The sequence below is a fragment of the Massilia sp. AB1 genome (genome assembly GCF_018119385.1).
In the GTDB taxonomy this organism is placed as follows: domain Bacteria; phylum Pseudomonadota; class Gammaproteobacteria; order Burkholderiales; family Burkholderiaceae_D; genus Telluria.
The window spans coordinates 68,204-84,510 of the sequence record NZ_JAGKSG010000001.1 but is presented as its reverse complement, the minus strand read 5'-3'; the positions used below and the strand labels follow the sequence as shown (position 1 = coordinate 84,510).

At 66.6% G+C, this 16,307-nt stretch carries 13 protein-coding genes; 6 read left to right on the top strand and 7 right to left on the bottom strand.

What is annotated here, in order from left to right; translation table 11 throughout:
- Positions 1-4: 4 nt before the first annotated feature.
- Complete coding sequence (gloB, locus tag J8847_RS00365; protein ID WP_211522703.1) at positions 5-823, top strand: hydroxyacylglutathione hydrolase; 819 nt, start codon at positions 5-7, stop codon at positions 821-823.
- 42 nt (positions 824-865) lie between these two features.
- On the opposite strand, the gene aceB is transcribed toward gloB, so the two are convergent.
- Positions 866-2,455, bottom strand: a complete 1,590-nt coding sequence (gene aceB, locus J8847_RS00360; protein ID WP_211522702.1) for a malate synthase A — start codon at positions 2,453-2,455, stop codon at positions 866-868.
- Positions 2,456-2,619: 164 nt separating this feature from the next.
- On the opposite strand from aceB, the gene J8847_RS00355 reads away from it, so the two are divergent.
- The gene (locus J8847_RS00355) at positions 2,620-3,525 is read left to right on the top strand and encodes a LysR family transcriptional regulator (protein ID WP_211522701.1); all 906 of its coding nucleotides are present in this window, start codon (positions 2,620-2,622) and stop codon (positions 3,523-3,525) included.
- Positions 3,526-3,724: 199 nt separating this feature from the next.
- On the opposite strand, the gene J8847_RS00350 is transcribed toward J8847_RS00355, so the two are convergent.
- The 4 genes from J8847_RS00350 to J8847_RS00335 all read right to left on the bottom strand — a co-directional run bounded on the left by J8847_RS00350 (position 3,725) and on the right by J8847_RS00335 (position 7,090).
- The gene (locus J8847_RS00350; RefSeq protein WP_211521980.1) at positions 3,725-3,928 is read right to left on the bottom strand and encodes a cold-shock protein; all 204 of its coding nucleotides are present in this window, start codon (positions 3,926-3,928) and stop codon (positions 3,725-3,727) included.
- A gap of 319 nt (positions 3,929-4,247) precedes the next feature.
- Positions 4,248-4,598 carry an Hpt domain-containing protein gene (locus tag J8847_RS00345; protein ID WP_211522700.1) on the bottom strand — a complete coding sequence of 117 codons (351 nt, stop codon included), beginning with the start codon at positions 4,596-4,598 and terminating at the stop codon, positions 4,248-4,250.
- A 17-nt stretch (positions 4,599-4,615) separates the two neighbouring features.
- Positions 4,616-5,266, bottom strand: coding sequence for a uracil phosphoribosyltransferase (gene upp, locus J8847_RS00340; RefSeq protein ID WP_211522699.1), 651 nt, complete (start codon positions 5,264-5,266; stop codon positions 4,616-4,618).
- 129 nt (positions 5,267-5,395) lie between these two features.
- Entirely contained in the window at positions 5,396-7,090 is a 1,695-nt protein-coding gene (locus J8847_RS00335) for an isovaleryl-CoA dehydrogenase (RefSeq protein WP_211522698.1), read from the bottom strand.
- Between the two features lie 342 nt (positions 7,091-7,432).
- On the opposite strand from J8847_RS00335, the gene J8847_RS00330 reads away from it, so the two are divergent.
- Positions 7,433-9,184 carry a bifunctional diguanylate cyclase/phosphodiesterase gene (locus tag J8847_RS00330; RefSeq protein ID WP_211522697.1) on the top strand — a complete coding sequence of 584 codons (1,752 nt, stop codon included), beginning with the start codon at positions 7,433-7,435 and terminating at the stop codon, positions 9,182-9,184.
- Positions 9,181-10,674, top strand: a complete 1,494-nt coding sequence (locus J8847_RS00325) for an HDOD domain-containing protein (RefSeq protein ID WP_229429650.1) — start codon at positions 9,181-9,183, stop codon at positions 10,672-10,674. The genes J8847_RS00330 and J8847_RS00325 overlap by 4 nt, the downstream gene beginning before the upstream one ends.
- A gap of 66 nt (positions 10,675-10,740) precedes the next feature.
- On the opposite strand, the gene aroC is transcribed toward J8847_RS00325, so the two are convergent.
- Positions 10,741-11,835 (bottom strand): chorismate synthase, encoded by a 1,095-nt coding sequence (gene aroC, locus J8847_RS00320; protein ID WP_211522696.1) that lies wholly within the window; start codon positions 11,833-11,835, stop codon positions 10,741-10,743.
- Positions 11,836-12,042: 207 nt separating this feature from the next.
- Here aroC and J8847_RS00315 point away from each other — a divergent pair, with 207 nt between their 5' ends.
- A complete protein-coding gene (locus J8847_RS00315) occupies positions 12,043-14,310 on the top strand; it encodes a bifunctional diguanylate cyclase/phosphodiesterase (protein ID WP_211522695.1) in 2,268 nt (755 codons plus the stop codon).
- Between the two features lie 40 nt (positions 14,311-14,350).
- On the opposite strand, the gene J8847_RS00310 is transcribed toward J8847_RS00315, so the two are convergent.
- Complete coding sequence (locus J8847_RS00310) at positions 14,351-14,803, bottom strand: CBS domain-containing protein (protein WP_211522865.1); 453 nt, start codon at positions 14,801-14,803, stop codon at positions 14,351-14,353.
- A gap of 183 nt (positions 14,804-14,986) precedes the next feature.
- On the opposite strand from J8847_RS00310, the gene J8847_RS00305 reads away from it, so the two are divergent.
- Entirely contained in the window at positions 14,987-16,306 is a 1,320-nt protein-coding gene (locus J8847_RS00305; protein ID WP_211522694.1) for an O-acetylhomoserine aminocarboxypropyltransferase, read from the top strand.
- Position 16,307: the final 1 nt, after the last annotated feature.

Genomic DNA, 16,307 nt, shown 5'->3' with positions numbered 1-16,307 from the left:
CACCATGACGAATTCGCCGAGCAAGGCCCAGGACCTCACCGTTCTCACTATACCCGCCTTCAACGACAACTACCTCTGGCTGATCCACGACGGCGTCCATGCCGCTGTCGTCGACCCGGGCGACGCCCGGCCTATCCGCGACGCGCTCGCCGCGAACGGGCTGACCCTGACCGCCATTCTACTCACCCATCACCATGCTGACCATATCGGCGGCGTTCCCGCCCTGCTGGCGGAAGCGCCGGTGCCGGTCTACGGCCCGCGCCACGACGGCATCGCCGAGGTCACCCATCCGCTCGACGAAGGGGACCGGATGCGGGTGCCGGGCCTGGATCTGGAGCTCGAGGTGCTGGAGGTGCCGGGCCATACGCGCGGCCACATCGCCTACGTGCGGCGCAAGGGTGACGCCGCCGAGGGCGCCAACTGGGTGTTTTGCGGAGATACCTTGTTTGCGGGAGGCTGCGGACGCCTGTTCGAGGGCACGCCGGAGCAGATGACGGCCTCGCTTGCCAAGCTGGCGGCGCTGCCTGACGATACGCTCGTGTATTGCGCACACGAATATACGATAGCGAACCTGCGCTTTGCCCAGGCGGTGGAGCCGGACAACCAGGCGGTGGCCTTGCGCATGCGCGATGCATCCGAGCGGCGCGGCACCCGCCTGCCGACCGTGCCCTCGACGATCGGGCTGGAGCGCGGGACGAATCCCTTCCTGCGCTATACCGAGCCGGGCATCGTGCACAGCCTGGTGACAGCCGGAAGGCTGCCGGCGGGCGCGCCGCCGGTGCAGGCCTTCGCGGCCCTGAGGGAGTGGAAGAACGTGTTCTGAATCACGCGGGGTGACCGGCCAAGGCCGCTCACCCCAGGCGCATCAGATTTCTTCGTACAGCGGCAGGGTCAGGAACTCGGCGAAGGTCTCCGAGGTCGACATCTGCTCGAAGATCTCGGCGGCGCGCACATAGCTCGGGTTGTCGCCGTTCGGCGCGACCTGCTTCACCTTGGCCAGTTCCTCAGGGATCATGGCGCGCACCATGTCGGCCGTGACCTTGCGGCCGTCTTCCAGCACACCCTTCGACGAACGGATCCACTGCCACACCTGCGAGCGGCTGATCTCGGCGGTGGCGGCGTCTTCCATCAGGTTGTGGATCGGGACGCAGCCGTTACCGGCCAGCCAGGCGCCTAGGTAGTGGATGCCGACGTTGATGTTGTAGCGCAGGCCGTCTTCGGTGATCGGGGTCTCGGGCTTGAAGTCCAGCAGTTCCCTGGCCGTGACTTCGACGTCCGGACGCTGCTTGTCGATCTGGTTCGGACGGTCGCCCAGCACCTTGGTAAATTCGGTCATGGCCAGCTCCACCAGGCCCGGGTGTGCGACCCAGCCGCCGTCGTAGCCGTCGCTCGCGTCGCGCGCCTTGTCGCTGCGCACGCCGCCCATCGCGACTTCGTTCTTGGCCGGGTCGTTCTTGATCGGGATCAGGGCCGCCATGCCGCCGATCGCCGGCGCGCCGCGCTTGTGGCAGGTCTTGAGCAGCAGCAGCGCGTAGGCGCGCATGAAGGGCGAGGTCATGGTGACCTTGGCGCGGTCGGCCAGGCAGAAGTCCTTGTCCAGCTTGAACTTCTTGATGCACGAGAAGATGTAGTCCCAGCGGCCCGCATTCAGGCCGGCGCTGTGCTCGCGCAGCTCGTACAGGATCTCGTCCATTTCGAAGGCGGCGAGGATGGTCTCGATCAGCACGGTGGCCTTGATCGTGCCTTGCGGCAGGCCCAGTTCGTTCTGGGTCATGACGAAGATGTCGTTCCACAGGCGCGCCTCGAGGTGCGACTCCATCTTCGGCAGGTAGAAGTAAGGGCCGGCGCCGCGCGCCAGCTGCTCCTTGGCGTTGTGGAACATGAAGAGCGCGAAGTCGAAGATGCCGCCCGAGACGCGCTTGCCGTCGACCAGCACGTGCTTCTCGTCCAGGTGCCAGCCGCGCGGGCGCACCACCAGGGTGGCGACCTTGTCGTTCAGCTTGTAGGTCTTGCCGTTCTGCTCGAGCGAGATGGTCTTGCGCACGGCGTCCATCATGTTGATCTGGCCGGTGAGCTGGTTGTCCCAGTTCGGGGTGTTCGAATCCTCGAAGTCGGTCATGTAGCTGTCGGCGCCCGAGTTCAGCGCATTGATGACCATCTTGCGCTCGACCGGGCCGGTGATTTCGACGCGGCGGCATTCGAGGGCCTTCGGAATCGGGGCGATCTTCCAGTCGCTTGTGCGGATGTGGGCGGTATCCGGACGGAAGTCCGGACGCTCGCCGGCGTCCAGGCGGCGGGCGCGCTCGGCGCGGGCCGCCAGCAGCTCCTGGCGGCGCGGCTCGAAGGCGCGCGACAGCTTGGCGACGAGTTCGAGTGCCTGCGGCGTGAGGATCTGTTCGTACCCGGGCTTGATCTCGGCCCGGATTTCCATACCGGCGGGGGTGGCGATGGTCATGCTTGACTCCTGGATGAAAGAAAAAAATCTTTTGCAAACTGCCAGATCAAGCCAGTCTACACCGGCTTGGCGTTTGTCATACCTTCAAGTATATTCACGAGAACATAGCTAAACGATACAATTTCTCACTACATCTGTGCGTTTTTGATAGGTAATCAGAAGAGATGGACAAGTTCAGGCAGATCGAGACCTTCGTCGAAGTGGTGGCGCGCGGCAGCTTGTCGGCCGCGGCGCGCGCGGAAGGCATTGCCCCGGCCATGATCGGGCGCAGGCTCGACGCGCTGGAAGCGCGCCTCGGCGTCAAGCTGCTGCAGCGGACCACGCGCAAGCTGGTCCTGACCGACGAAGGCGCGGCCTTCCTCGAAGATTGCCAGCGTATCCTCGACGAACTGGACGAGGCCGAGAACGCGGCCTCGGAACGCAGCGCGCGCGCCACCGGCCATCTGCTGGTGTCGGCCCCGGCGGGCTTCGGCCGCCAGCACGTGGCGCCCTTGCTGCCCTCCTTCCTGGCCGAGCATCGCGAGGTCACCGTCAACCTGAACCTGAACGACCGGGTGGTCGATGTGGTGGGCGAAGGCGTGGACGTGGCGATCCGCATCGCCAGCCTCAACGACTCGAGCCTGGTGGGCGTGAAGCTCGCGGACAACCACCGCGTCGTGGTGGCCACGCCGGCCTACCTCAAGCGCCATGGCAGGCCCCAGGCCCTCGCCGACCTGGCGCGCCACAACTGCCTGGCGATCAGCAGCGAAGGCAGCCAGCGCGGCTGGACCTTCCTCGACAAGGGCAAGCCGGTGACGCTCAAGGTAGGCGGAAACATGGTGTGCAACGACGGCGCGGTGCTGCACGCCTGGGCGCTGGCCGGCAAGGGACTGGCCTGGCGCTCGATGTGGGAAGTGGGCGGACAGATCGCCAGCGGCGAACTCTGTACGGTACTCGACGAATACGCTGCGCCGGGCAACGATATCTATGCGGTCTTTGCGCAGCGCCGGCATTTGCCCTTGCGCATCAGGACCTTCGTCGATTTCCTGCGCCGCTCTTACGCGCAGCCGGACTATTGGCGGCACCGGTGACGCCGAGCTGGCCGTAGGGTTGGCGGCTATGCCGCCGGCGCGTTCCACACATGTCCGCACGGCCACGCGAGCGCTGGTTAAACGCGTCGGCGGCGGAGCCGCCAACCCAAGCGGCGCCCGATCGCGCAATGCGTACAGGCAAAAAAAATCCCCGGCAATTCCGGGGATTTTGTGGATCGCAGCGTATGCGATCAGTGCATTACAGCGGCTGGATGTTCGCTGCTTGCTTGCCCTTCGGGCCGGTGGTCACGTCGAACGAGACGCGCTGGTTTTCCTGCAGCGACTTGAAGCCGGCGCTCTGGATAGCCGAGAAGTGCGCGAACAGATCTTCGCCGCCTTCATCCGGGGTGATGAAGCCGAAACCCTTCGAATCATTGAACCATTTTACGATGCCAGTTGCCATTACAATTTCCTATTTCAGTTAAGTTGGGCTTGCGCCCGTTTAAGATCGTTTGAAGAAGCAAGAAAGGAATGACAGACAGACTGCACTACTACCTCGAACCCAACGATCCCGTATTATACCGAATAAAAACAGGGTATGCCCTATTCGTGAAATAAAAAATCGAAGAACCCGCAACATTCCGCAAATCAACGAATTGGCGCGGCGATTTTTTATATTCGGCTTTACGTGAATATAGGGGAATGAGCAGGCCAAATGTTTGCGCTGAATCAAATTTGGCCGGATAGGACACTTGCGCGGCGGCCTTGCGCCGCCGCGGGTTTCAGCTAAGCGATTTCGGATCGCGCCGCGCGTCGAGGATGAAGCGCTCCAGCTCGCCGAGCCAGTCCTGCCAGTCCGCAGCCGCCACCGACTCGAAGGTCTGCAGCACGCGCAGGCGCTGCTCGAGGGTGCGTGCATGCTGGCCCAGGCCGCGGTAGCCGAAGGTGGCGGCGGAGCCGGCCACCGTGTGCAGCATGGCCTGCAGTTCGCCGGCCGCCTCGGCCGGCGCGGCCGGGTCGAGCTGGCCGGCCAGCATGGCGAGGCGATCCAGCGTGCCCGGCAGCGTACTGGCGAACTTGTCGTTCAGCGCGGCCAGGCGCGCGAAGAACTGCTGGTCGGCCGGATGCGCCATCGCCTCGCCCTGCCGCCTTACTTGGTGCCGAAGATGCGGTCGCCCGCGTCGCCCAGGCCCGGCACGATGTAGGCGTCGTCGTTCAGGTGCGAGTCGAGCGAAGCCACGTACACCTTCACGTTCGGATGCGCCTTCTGGAACACCGCGATGCCTTCCGGCGCGGCCACCAGGGCCAGGAACAGGATCTGCTCGTCCGGCACGCCGCGCTTCTTGAGCACGTCGACGGCATGCACCGCCGAATTGCCGGTGGCGACCATCGGGTCGCACAGGATGAAGGTACGGTCGGTCACGTCCGGCAGGCGCACCAGGTATTCGACCGGCTCATGGGTGTCCGGGTCGCGGAACACGCCGATGTGGCCGACGCGCGCCGACGGCACCAGTTCCAGCAGGCCGTCGCTCATGCCGATGCCGGCGCGCAGGATCGGCACCACGGCCAGCTTCTTGCCCGCGATGACCGGCGCATCGATGGTGACCAGCGGGGTGGTGATCTGGCGCGTGGTCAGCGGCAGGTCGCGCGTGATCTCGTAGCCCATCAGGAGCGTGATCTCGCGCAGCAGCTCGCGGAAGGTGCGGGTCGAGGTGTCGTGCTCGCGCATGTGCGACAGCTTGTGCTGGATCAGCGGGTGGTTCAGGATGAACAGGTTCGGAAAACGCGGGTCTTGTTTCATGGTCGGCTTGGAAGGTCGGTGTAAAGCTGAGGCGGTTCGCTCAATGTGCGCAGCATTATCCCAGCCGCGCGGCCCTTTGTCGAAGAAATAATTGTGGCGGGTGCGCCGGAGCGCCGCCGCCAGCCGCCTTCAAACCGGCAGCGCCCGCTCCAGGATCGCCGCGCAGTCCGTCCCGCCCGGCAGCCGCCCGAAGGCGCCGCCGACGTCCTGCGCAATGCGCGAGGTGACGAAGGCGCCGGCCACGAAAGGCGGCGCATGGCGCAGCAGCAGTGCGCCCTGGACCGCCAGCACCAGCCGCTCGGCCAGCTTGCGGGCGCCGAATTCGTCCTGCACCCTGGCCGGCAGCTCGTCCAGCAGGCGCCCGGCGTAGGCGGCGAAGCGCGCATCCAGTCCCGCCGCCGGCATCAGCTCGGCCGCCAGGGCCTCGCGCGCCGCCGAGGGCGACTTGCCGATCGCGCGCAGTACGTCCAGGCACATGACGTTGCCCGAGCCCTCCCAGATCGAATTCACCGGGAATTCGCGGTACAGCCTGGCCAGCGGGCCGTCTTCGACATAGCCGTTGCCGCCCATGACTTCCATCGCCTCGGCGCCGAACACGGGGCCGCGCTTGCAGATCCAGTACTTGCCGGCCGGGGTCAGGATGCGCGCCAGCAGCGCCTGCTGCGGATCGTCCAGCTGGTCGTAGCAGCGCGCCAGGCGCAGCGCGAAGGCCGTCGCCGCTTCCGATTCCAGCGCCAGGTCGGCCAGCACGTTCTGCATCAGGGGCTGCTCGGCCAGCTTGCGCCCGAAGGCAGCGCGGCCGCGGGCGTGATGCAGCGCGTGGCACAGGGCCGCGCGCATGATGCCGGCGCTGCCCAGCACACAGTCGAGGCGGGTGTGGCTGCCCATTTCGAGGATGGTCGGGATGCCCCGCCCAGGCTGGCCGATCATCCAGCCGACCGCGTCCTGGAACTCGACTTCGGACGAGGCGTTCGAGCGGTTGCCCAGCTTGTCCTTGAGGCGCTGCACCCGGATCGCATTGCGGCTGCCGTCGGGCAGGAAGCGCGGCACAAAGAAGCAGGACAGGCCCGCGCTGCCCTCCTCGTCCAGTTGCGCCAGGATCAGGTGGGCGTCCGACTGCGGCACCGAGAAGAACCATTTGTGGCCGACGATGCGGTAGGCGCCCTCGCCTTCCTCGCCGAAGCGCGCCTGCGCTTCCGACGGCGGCATCTGCGCGGCGCGGGTGGTGTTGGCTCGCACGTCGGTGCCGCCCTGCTTCTCGGTCATGCCCATGCCGATCAGGGCGCCGCGCTTCTGCTCGACCGGCAGCGAACGGGGATCGTAGTCGCGCGACAGGATCTTGGGCAGCCATGTGGCCGCGATGCGCGGATGGCGGCGCAGCGCGGGCACCGAGGCATAGGTCATGGTGACCGGGCACTGGGCCCCGTTTTCGAGCTGGCCGAACAGCAGGTACTGGGCCGCGCGCGCCACCTGGGCGCCCGGTCCGGCCTCCAGCCAGGGGGCCGCATGGGCGCCGGCGCCGATCATCATGCCCATCAGCTGGTGCCAGGCCGGATGGAATTCGACCTCGTCGATGCGCGTGCCGCTGCGGTCGTAGGCCACCAGGCGCGGTCCGTGCACATTGGCGAGGCGCGCCAGCTCCTGCGCCTCCGCGCTGCCGAGCCTTGCGCCGAGCGCTTCCAGCGCCGGCGCGGCCAAGCCGCCGCCCTCGCGCCGCAGCCCTTCCTGCAGGGCCGGGTCGCAGGCGTACAGGTTGGCCCCGACGAAAGGCGGCGCCTGGTTGAATACCTCATGGGTATCGAAAGCCGTAAGCCGGGTGTCCATCAGTGTCTCCTCACTGTTGCTTAGGCGTCGAGCCCTTTTTTTTTTAAAGTGATGTTGCATGTAAGCATCAAACTCACCAACTGTCATTTTCTACTCAGCAAGAATAGGCGACAATGATGGCGTACGTACGCTTATCTATCCGACAAGCAGGCTAGCGCAAACGTTCATGCGTGGCAAGCCGCCTGTTCCAGCGCAAATCTCCGCTCAATGAGGCCAAGGCTTGTGTTTTTTAATGCCTTTTGGAATCTTTCGGTGATAGAGTCGCATGAGGTTTGGTAGACTTGCACGGTTTTGGACGGCATGTCGTGCACGTGCCAGCGATCAGAAGGCAACTATTTAACGATGCACACCAGTTTTTCCGCCGTGCCCCAGCCTCCGGCGCGCGCCCCGCTCCCGGCGGGGCTGCTCGACGGCCTGTTGGAGACCGCCGGCGACGCCGTATTCCGCATCACGTCGGGCGGCCAGATCCGCACGGCGAGCACGCGTGCGCAACGCCTTGGCGGAGTCGAAGCGGGACGTGCGCTGGTGTCGCTGGTCCACGAAGTCGACCAGCCGGCGCTGCGCAACGCCCTGGTGAACGCGGCCGGCAACATCGGTCCCGGCGACGCCGCTCCCGCCATCGTCGAAGCGCGCTTCCGCCTGGGCGAGCGCGACGTCTGGTACGAACTCCGCATCGCCCTGCTCGACACCGGCGACGACGCCCCGATCCTGGTCATCGGCCGCGACATGTCGGCCCAGCACGCCACCGAAGAGCGCCTGCGCCACATGGCGACCCACGACGCGCTCACCGAACTGCCCAACCGCGTCCTGCTGTCCGACCGCATCCGCATGGTGATCGCCAACGCGCGCCGTTCCGGCCAGGGCTTCTCGGTCGCCACCATCGGGCTGGACGGCTTCAAGAAGGTCAACGACGGCCTGGGCCACCCGATCGGCGACGCCGTGCTGCAGATGGCCGCCGGCCGCCTGCGCCGCACCCTGCGCGACAGCGACACCCTGGCCCGCGTGGGCGGCGACGAATTCGTCGCGGTCCTGCCGGGCACCTTCACCGACGCCCAGATCAAGCTGGTCACCGGCCGCCTGATGGCCACCCTGCAGTCGCCCTTCGAAGTGGGCGGCCACACGATCTACCTGGGCGCCTCGATCGGCATCTCGATCTACCCTGACCACGCCGAAGACGAAGTGCGCCTGGTGACCCTGGCCGACACCGCGATGTCGCGCGCCAAGGAAACCGGCAAGGCCCGCACGGTGCTCTACAGCCCGCGCGACCAGGGCCCGCCTGAACACGACATCTCGCTCGAGGCGGCGATGTTCAACGCCGTGCGCGAGGGTGAATTCCTGCTGTTCTACCAGCCCATCGTCGACGCCCGCACCCGCACCATCGAGGGCTTCGAGACCCTGATGCGCTGGAAGCACCCGACCCTGGGCATGGTGCCGCCGGGCCGCTTCATCCCGATCGCAGAAACCAACGGCCTGATCAACCTGCTGGGCGCCTGGGCGCTGAAGGCGGCCTGCATGCAGATCCGCCAGTTCCAGGAAGTGGCGGGCCGCGAACTCTACATCTCGGTCAACATCAGCCCGCGCCAGTTCCGCAGCGACCGCTTCCTGCAGGTCCTCGACGACGCCCTGGCCTTGTCCGGCACGCCCGGCCGCCAGCTGGTGCTCGAGATCACCGAGGGCACCCTGATGGTCGACCCGCTGCACGCCGAAGCGATCCTGGCCAAGATGGCCGAGCGCGAAGCGCGCATCGCGATCGACGACTTCGGCACGGGCTACTCCTCGCTGGCCTACCTCAAGCGCTTCCCGATCTCGGTCCTCAAGGTCGACCGCGCCTTCGTGAAGGACCTGCCGGAGGCCACCAAGGACGCCGCCATCTGCAACGCCGTGCTCGACCTGGCCAAGCACCTCGACCTGTCGGTCGTGGCCGAAGGCGTCGAGACCGAGGAACAGCTGTCCTGGCTCGATGGCCAGGGCGTGCATTACGTCCAGGGCTACCTCACGGGCAAGCCGATGCCGGCCAACGTGGCCGTGGCCGCCCTCAAGGAAAACCTTTACACCGCTCTCCTGCCTTCCGAAACCCGGACGGCCAAACCATGACGACACAAGCCGACACCGTGCGCTCGCCGAAGGGGGAAGCCACCCTCGCCCTGCTGTGGGAACGTATCCGCCGCCAGGGCGACATGCCTGGATTTACCAAGGCGATCAACGCCATCCTCGCCTCCATGCGCGGCGAGGACGAGCGCGAGTTCTCCATGACCCAGACCGTGCTGTCCGATCCCGTGCTCACCCAGAAGGTGCTGCGCCTCGCGAACAGCAGCATGTACTCGGCCTTCGGCCAGCGCATCAACACCGTCTCCAAGGCGGTGCTGGTGCTGGGGACGGAGGCCATCGGCCACCTGGCCCTGGGCCTGAAGCTGATCGAGGAACTCAGCCGCAGCACTCCGGACACCGAAGCCGCCCATATCGAGATGGAAAAGGCGGTGCTGGCCGGGATGGTGGCCCAGCAGGTGGCCGCCAGCGCGGCCACGCGCGACCCGGAGGAAGCGGTGGTCTGCTCGATCCTGCATTCGCTGGGCCGCATGATGATTACCTTCTACATGCCGGAGCGCTGGACCCAGATGCTCGAAGCCGCCGGCGCCGGGAAAGAAGAAACCGCCGCCGTGACCGTGCTCGGCATGTCGCTGGAAGAAATCGGCCGCGCCACCGCCGGCTACTGGGGCCTGCCGCGCAACCTGATCGCCGGCATGCGCCGCGTCGAACCGGCCGAGCGCGGCGAAGGCTTCGGCCACGACGAGTGGCTGGCCGCCCTGGGCACCATGTCGACCCTCGCCGCCGACGCCCTGTGGGCCGACGACGAAGCCGGCGCCGCGCGCGTGGCCACGCTGGCGGAGAGCTTCTCGCCGATGCTGGGCGTGGAGCCCACCGGCATCCTGGGCGCGATCGACAAGGCCAAGGCGAATGCGGCCTCGGACCTGTCCATCGCGCCGCTGGCCAAGCCGCTGGAAAAGCGCGCCAAGGAAGCCATGGCGACCCGCAAGCGCATGGCCGGCAACAAGATCCTGATGAGCGGCGTGGCCGACATGCGCGACGCCGGCCCGAACGCCACCGCCGGCCAGATGATTTCGATGGCGCTGGAGACGATGCACAACGGCCTGTCCTTCAGCCGTTCCTTCGCCTTCCTGCGCAACCGCCGCGACGGCAAGTACTCGGCGCGCATCGGCTTCGGCGAGGATGCCAAGGCGCTGCTGCCGAACCTGGCGTTCGACGACGTCTACGAGCCGAACGTCTTCCATGCGGCGCTCGGGAGCGACCGCGTGATCTTCATCGAGAACGCGCGCGACGCCAAGTTCGCGGCCAAGCTGCCGGGCTGGTGGAAAGGCACCCTGTCCGAGGCGCGCTGCTTCGTGGTGATCCCGCTGTGCGCGCACGGGCAGCCGGCGGGCTTCATCTACGGGGACTGGGACGACAGCTTCCCGTCGGTGATCCTGAGCCAGACGGAGTTTTCGCTGCTGAACGATTTGCGCGGGCTGGTGGTGCGCACCGTGGAGCGGCGGCATCAGCTGGAGGCGATTGCTACGCGGGTTTAATCGCGCGACGCTTGCAACTCGGCGTCCCCCTTGGCCGCAACCCAAGTTCGGTGAGCCGCCGCAAGCTTAGCCCAGCTTGGGCGTCGAAACCCGCACATCCCCGCACTGCGCCCGATTCATGAGCGCATGATCGATCAGCACCAGCGCCAGCATCGCCTCCGCGATCGGCGTCGCACGGATCCCCACGCAGGGATCGTGGCGCCCGAAGGTTTCCACCATCACCGGATTGCCCTGCTTGTCAATCGAGCGCCGCGGCGTGCGGATCGATGAGGTCGGCTTGATCGCGATCGACACCGTGATGTCCTGCCCCGTCGAGATCCCGCCCAGCACGCCGCCGGCGTTGTTCCCCACGAAGCCTTCCGGCGTCAGCTCGTCGCCGTGCTCCGAACCCTTCTGCGCCACCGAGCCGAAGCCCGCCCCGATTTCCACGCCCTTGACCGCGTTAATCCCCATCATCGCGTAGGCGATGTCGGCGTCGAGTTTGTCGTAGATCGGCTGGCCCAGGCCCACCGGCACCTTGCGCGCCACCACGTCGATGCGCGCGCCGATCGAATCGCCGGCGCGGCGCAGTTCGTCCATGGCGGCTTCCATGCGTGCGATCAGGTCCGCGTCGGACGTCGCCGCGAAGAAAGGATTCGCATGCACGTGCTCGAAGGATTCGAAGGGCACCGCGATATCGCCCAGCGCGCTCATGCAGCCAAAGAACTCGGTGCCGTACATTTCGCGCAGCCATTTCTTGGCCACCGCGCCCGCGCCCACCACCGGAGCCGTCAGGCGCGCCGAGGAACGGCCGCCGCCGCGCGGGTCGCGCACGCCGTATTTGTGCCAATAGGTGTAATCTGCGTGACCTGGACGGAAACTCTCGGCGATATTGCCGTAATCCTTGCTGCGCTGGTCCTCGTTCTGGATCAGCAAGGCGATCGGGGTGCCGGTGGTCACGCCCTCGTACACGCCCGACAGGATCTGGACACGGTCGGCTTCCTGGCGCTGGGTCACGTGGCGCGAGGTGCCGGGCTTGCGGCGGTCCAGCTCGGGCTGGATGTCGGCTTCGCTCAAGGCCAGGCCGGGCGGGCAGCCGTCGATGACGCAGCCGATGGCCGGGCCGTGCGACTCGCCGAAAGTGGTTACGGAAAACAGCTTGCCAAATGAGTTGCCGGACATGGTGTACTTCTTCTCAAAGGGATTGGTCGAAAGACCATTTTACCAGTACGCCAGACAAGCCGTAGGCCACCCCTTCATGTTGCCTTGCCGTAAAACTCGTTGCTTTTGGGATATATTTTATGCAGATGGGGGAATTGGTGATTTTCTTGTGGGAAATTACCTTTATACTGGCCCGATCACATGCCGAGCAACCTGGAGAAGTAATACATGCCCGCATCGATGACGCCTTCGGGCGCCTTGAAGGACGTGCCCATGAGCCATGACGACCTCGTTTTCGCCGACGAGGCGGACGACGGTTCGGCAAGCGCTCCCCGTGCCGCCTGGCGCATCCTGGTGGTGGACGACGATGCCGACGTGCACTCGACCACGACCTTCGCGCTGGACAATGTGGAGATGCAGGGCCGGCCGCTGAGCTTCCTGCACGCCTATTCGGCGGCCGAGGCCTTCGAATTGCTGCGCCGCGAACCCGACATCGCCGTCGTGCTGCTCGACGTGGTGATGGAAAGCGCCGACGCCGGCCTGGCGCTGGTGCGCCGCATCCGCCACGAACTCGGCCTGACGGATGTCCGCATCATCCTGCGCACCGGCCAGCCCGGCTACGCACCCGAGATGGACGCCATCCGCGGCTACGACATCAACGATTACCGCACCAAGTCCGAGCTGACCCGCACCAAGCTGTACACGACGGTCGCGGCCGCGATCCGCTCCTACCAGCAGATCCGCGCGCTGGACGAGAACCGCCTGGGGCTGGAGCGCATCGTCGCCGCCGGCGCCGAGCTGATGGCGCTGCACGGCGTGCGCGACGTCGCGGTCGGCATCCTCGAGCAGCTCGGGCGCCTGCTCGGCCAGCCGCCGGAAGGCGTGCTGTGCGTGCGCGAAACCGGCCATGCCCACCCCGACGTGCTGCACGCGGTGGCCGCGAGCGGCGCCTGCCGCCACCTCGACGGCCGCGAGCTCGGCGGACAGCGCGGCGGCCACCTGGCCCTCGCCATCGAACGCACCATGGTCACGCGCCGCGGCATGGTCGACGACGGCCTGCTGACCCTGTACTTCCCCGGCAAGACGGGGCGCGATTTCGTGGCCTGCGTGCCGCTCGACCGCAGCATCGGCGACACCGAGCAGCGCCTGCTGCAGGTCTTCGCCGGCCTGGTGGCGGTCAGTCTCGACAACGTCGAACTGGTGAGCCGCCTGAACCAGGCCGCCTTCCACGATCCCCTCACCTGCCTGCCCAACCGCACCCGCATGGTGGAGCTGATCGACGCCACCCTGGCCGCGCCGGAACGGGGCCAGGCGATCCTGGCCCTGGTCGACCTCGACCACTTTGCGGAAATCAACGACGCGCTCGGCCACCTGTTCGGCGACCTGCTGCTGGTCGCGGTCGGGCGGCGCCTGAAATCGCGCCTGGACGCGGGGCTGCAGGTGGCGCGCATCGGCGGCGACATCTTCTGCGTGCTGGGCGACGCCGCGGCGGTCCAGCCGGCGCCGATCCAGGCACTGTTCCGCGAACCCTTCCAGATCGACGGCCAGGACGTGCAGGTGTCGGCCACCCTGGGCCTGGTGCGCCTGGGCGAGCATGACGGCAGCGGCGCGGACGCGCTCAAGGATGCCGACATCGCCCTCAAGCGCGCCAAGTCGCAGCAGCGCGCCGGCCATTTCTATTTCTCGCGCAGCATGGGGGTCGAGATCCGCGAGCGGGTGCGCATGATGCACGCGCTGCGCAGCGGCTTCCAGCACGGCCAGCTGTTCCTGGCCTACCAGCCCCAGGTCGACCTGGGCGCCAACCGCCCCTTCGGCGCCGAGGCGCTGCTGCGCTGGCGGCTTGATGACGGCCGCCTGGTGCCGCCGGACCGTTTCATTCCGATCGCCGAATATTCCGGCCTGATCGTCGAGATCGGGGAATGGGTGCTGCGCCAGGCCTGCGCGGAGCTGATGCGCCTGCGCCAGGCCGGGCACCTGGACTTCACGATGTCGGTGAACGTGTCCCAGGTCCAGTTCCGCCATCCGCACTTCCTCGAGATGCTGGGCCGCGCTCTGGAGGATACCGGCGCGCCGCCCGAGTTCATCGAACTCGAGATCACGGAATCGATGGCCATGGAAGAACCGGCCCTGCTGGTGGAAAAGCTGGCCCAGGTCAAGCGCACCGGGGTGTCGATCGCGATCGACGATTTCGGCACCGGCTTCTCGTCCCTGTCGCACCTGCAGCGCCTGCAGGTGGACCGGCTCAAGATCGACCGCGCCTTCGTCACCGAGATCACGGGCTCGGCGCGCGGCAGCAGCATCGCCGAGATGGTGGTGCAGCTGGGACGCAACCTGGGCTTGTCGGTGATCGCGGAAGGGGTGGAGGACGAGCGCCAGGCGCAGATCCTGCGCCAGCTGGGGTGCCCGTTGGCGCAGGGTTACCTGTTCTCGCGGCCGCTCAGCCCGGAAGATCTCCAGGCATGGCTGAAACAGCAGGCGCCGAATCGCGCTGCTTGATACAGGACCGGCGGCACAGCCGCCAACCCGAGCTCGACGCTTAATCCGTGGCGGTTTCTTCGGCCGGCCAGTCGCGGATGTAGGCCTTGAGCATGCGGTTCTCGAAGCTCTGGGCTTCCAGCACGGCCTTGGCCACGTCGTAGAACGAGATCACGCCCAGCAGGGTGCGGGCATTCATCACCGGCAGGTAGCGCGCATGCTTCTCCAGCATGATGCGGCGCACCTCGTTGACTTCGGTGTCCGGCGTGACGGTGATCGGGCTGTCGTCCATGTGCCTGCGCACGGTGCCCGCGCCCAGGGAGCCGCCGTTTTCGCGCAGCGCCTTGATCACTTCGCGGAAGGTCAGCATGCCGACCAGATCGCCGTATTCCATCACGACCAGCGAACCGATGTCCTTCTCGGACATCGTGGTTGCCGCGTCGACCAGCGGCGTGTCGGGCGCTACGGTGTACAGGACCTCACCCTTGACCTGCAGGATCTCGGAGACTTTCATGTTGGCCACCCCGGTTTCGTTGAGAAGAGCGCTAGAAGATACTTTTGTATAAGGCATAACTCCGACTGTAGCTGATGCCAGTCAAAAAATCCAGCGAAGCGCCAGCACGCATAGACAACTAGTTGCGCAAAATTAAATAAATGCTAGGATGCCCGCCATCTTCACTCCCGATGAGTTCAAGCGATGAGCGGTCCGCGCGGTCCCCAATATCCTGGTTTCGACACCCTCTCCCTGCACGCGGGCGCCACGGCCGACCCGGCCACCGGCGCGCGTGCCACCCCGATCCACTTCACGTCCTCGTTCGCCTTCCGCGACTCCGACCATGCCGCGGCGCTGTTCAACATGGAGCGCGCCGGCCATGTTTATTCGCGCATCTCGAATCCGACCAATGCCGTGCTGGAAGAGCGCATCGCCGCGCTCGAAGGCGGCGTGGCGGGCATCGCCACGGCCAGCGGCCAGGCCGCGATGCACCTGGGCCTGGCGACCATCGCCGGCGCCGGATCGCACATCGTCGCCTCGCGCGCCCTGTACGGCGGCTCGCACAACCTGCTGTCCTACACCCTGAAACGCTTCGGCATCGAGACCACCTTCGTCGATCCGCGCGACCTGGACGCCTGGCGCGCCGCGATCCGGCCAACTACCAGGATCCTGTTCGGCGAAACCCTGGGCAACCCGGGCCTTGACGTGCTCGACATCCCGGCGATTGCCGCCATCGCCCACGAGCACGACCTGCCGCTGATGGTCGATGCGACCTTCACCACGCCTTATTTGCAGCGCCCCTTCGACCTGGGCGCCGACCTGCTGTTCCACTCCGCTACCAAGTTCCTGTGCGGCCACGGCACCGCCATCGGCGGATTGCTGGTGGATGGCGGCACCTTCGACTGGCAAGCCGCGCACGAGCGCAGCGGACGCTTCCCGGAGCTGTGCGAACCCTATGACGGTTTCCACGGCATGGTGTTCGCCGAGGAATCGACGGTCGGCGCCTTCGCCCTGCGCGCGCGCCGGGAGGGCCTGCGCGACTTCGGCGCGGCCATGAGCCCGCACAACGCCTTCGCCATCCTGCAGGGCATCGAGACCCTGGGCCTGCGCATGGACCGCCATGTCGCCAACACCCGCCGCGTGGTCGAGTTCCTGCTGTCGCACCCGATGGTCGAGTCGGTGTCGTATCCCGAGCTCGACAGCCACCCGGACCACGCGCTGGCCCAGCGCCTGCTGCCGAAAGGTTGCGGCGCCGTGTTCACCTTCAACCTGAAGGGCGACCGCGCCGCTGGCCGCCGTTTCGCGGACGGCCTGCAGCTGTTCTCGCACCTGGCCAACGTGGGCGACGCCAAGTCGCTGGTCATCCATCCGGCTTCCACCACCCACTTCCGCGTGCCGGCCGAACAGCTGGCCGCCTCCGGCATCACCGAGGGGACGATGCGCCTGTCGGTGGGCCTGGAAGATCCGGCCGACCTGATCGAAGACCTCAAGCGCGGCCTGAAGCTGGCCCAGAAAGGAGCCTGAG

Bases quoted from the DNA above. Each gene is read 5' to 3' on its own strand.
- J8847_RS00305 (WP_211522694.1), top strand. From the start codon at position 14,987: ATGAGCGGTCCGCGCGGTCCCCAATATCCTGGTTTCGACACCCTCTCC.
- aroC (WP_211522696.1), bottom strand. From the start codon at position 11,835: ATGTCCGGCAACTCATTTGGCAAGCTGTTTTCCGTAACCACTTTCGGC.
- aceB (WP_211522702.1), bottom strand. From the start codon at position 2,455: ATGACCATCGCCACCCCCGCCGGTATGGAAATCCGGGCCGAGATCAAG.
- J8847_RS00325 (WP_229429650.1), top strand. From the start codon at position 9,181: ATGACGACACAAGCCGACACCGTGCGCTCGCCGAAGGGGGAAGCCACC.
- J8847_RS00335 (WP_211522698.1), bottom strand. From the start codon at position 7,090: ATGGACACCCGGCTTACGGCTTTCGATACCCATGAGGTATTCAACCAG.
- J8847_RS00355 (WP_211522701.1), top strand. From the start codon at position 2,620: ATGGACAAGTTCAGGCAGATCGAGACCTTCGTCGAAGTGGTGGCGCGC.
- gloB (WP_211522703.1), top strand. From the start codon at position 5: ATGACGAATTCGCCGAGCAAGGCCCAGGACCTCACCGTTCTCACTATA.
- J8847_RS00350 (WP_211521980.1), bottom strand. From the start codon at position 3,928: ATGGCAACTGGCATCGTAAAATGGTTCAATGATTCGAAGGGTTTCGGC.
- J8847_RS00315 (WP_211522695.1), top strand. From the start codon at position 12,043: ATGCCCGCATCGATGACGCCTTCGGGCGCCTTGAAGGACGTGCCCATG.
- J8847_RS00310 (WP_211522865.1), bottom strand. From the start codon at position 14,803: ATGAAAGTCTCCGAGATCCTGCAGGTCAAGGGTGAGGTCCTGTACACC.
- J8847_RS00345 (WP_211522700.1), bottom strand. From the start codon at position 4,598: ATGGCGCATCCGGCCGACCAGCAGTTCTTCGCGCGCCTGGCCGCGCTG.
- J8847_RS00330 (WP_211522697.1), top strand. From the start codon at position 7,433: ATGCACACCAGTTTTTCCGCCGTGCCCCAGCCTCCGGCGCGCGCCCCG.
- upp (WP_211522699.1), bottom strand. From the start codon at position 5,266: ATGAAACAAGACCCGCGTTTTCCGAACCTGTTCATCCTGAACCACCCG.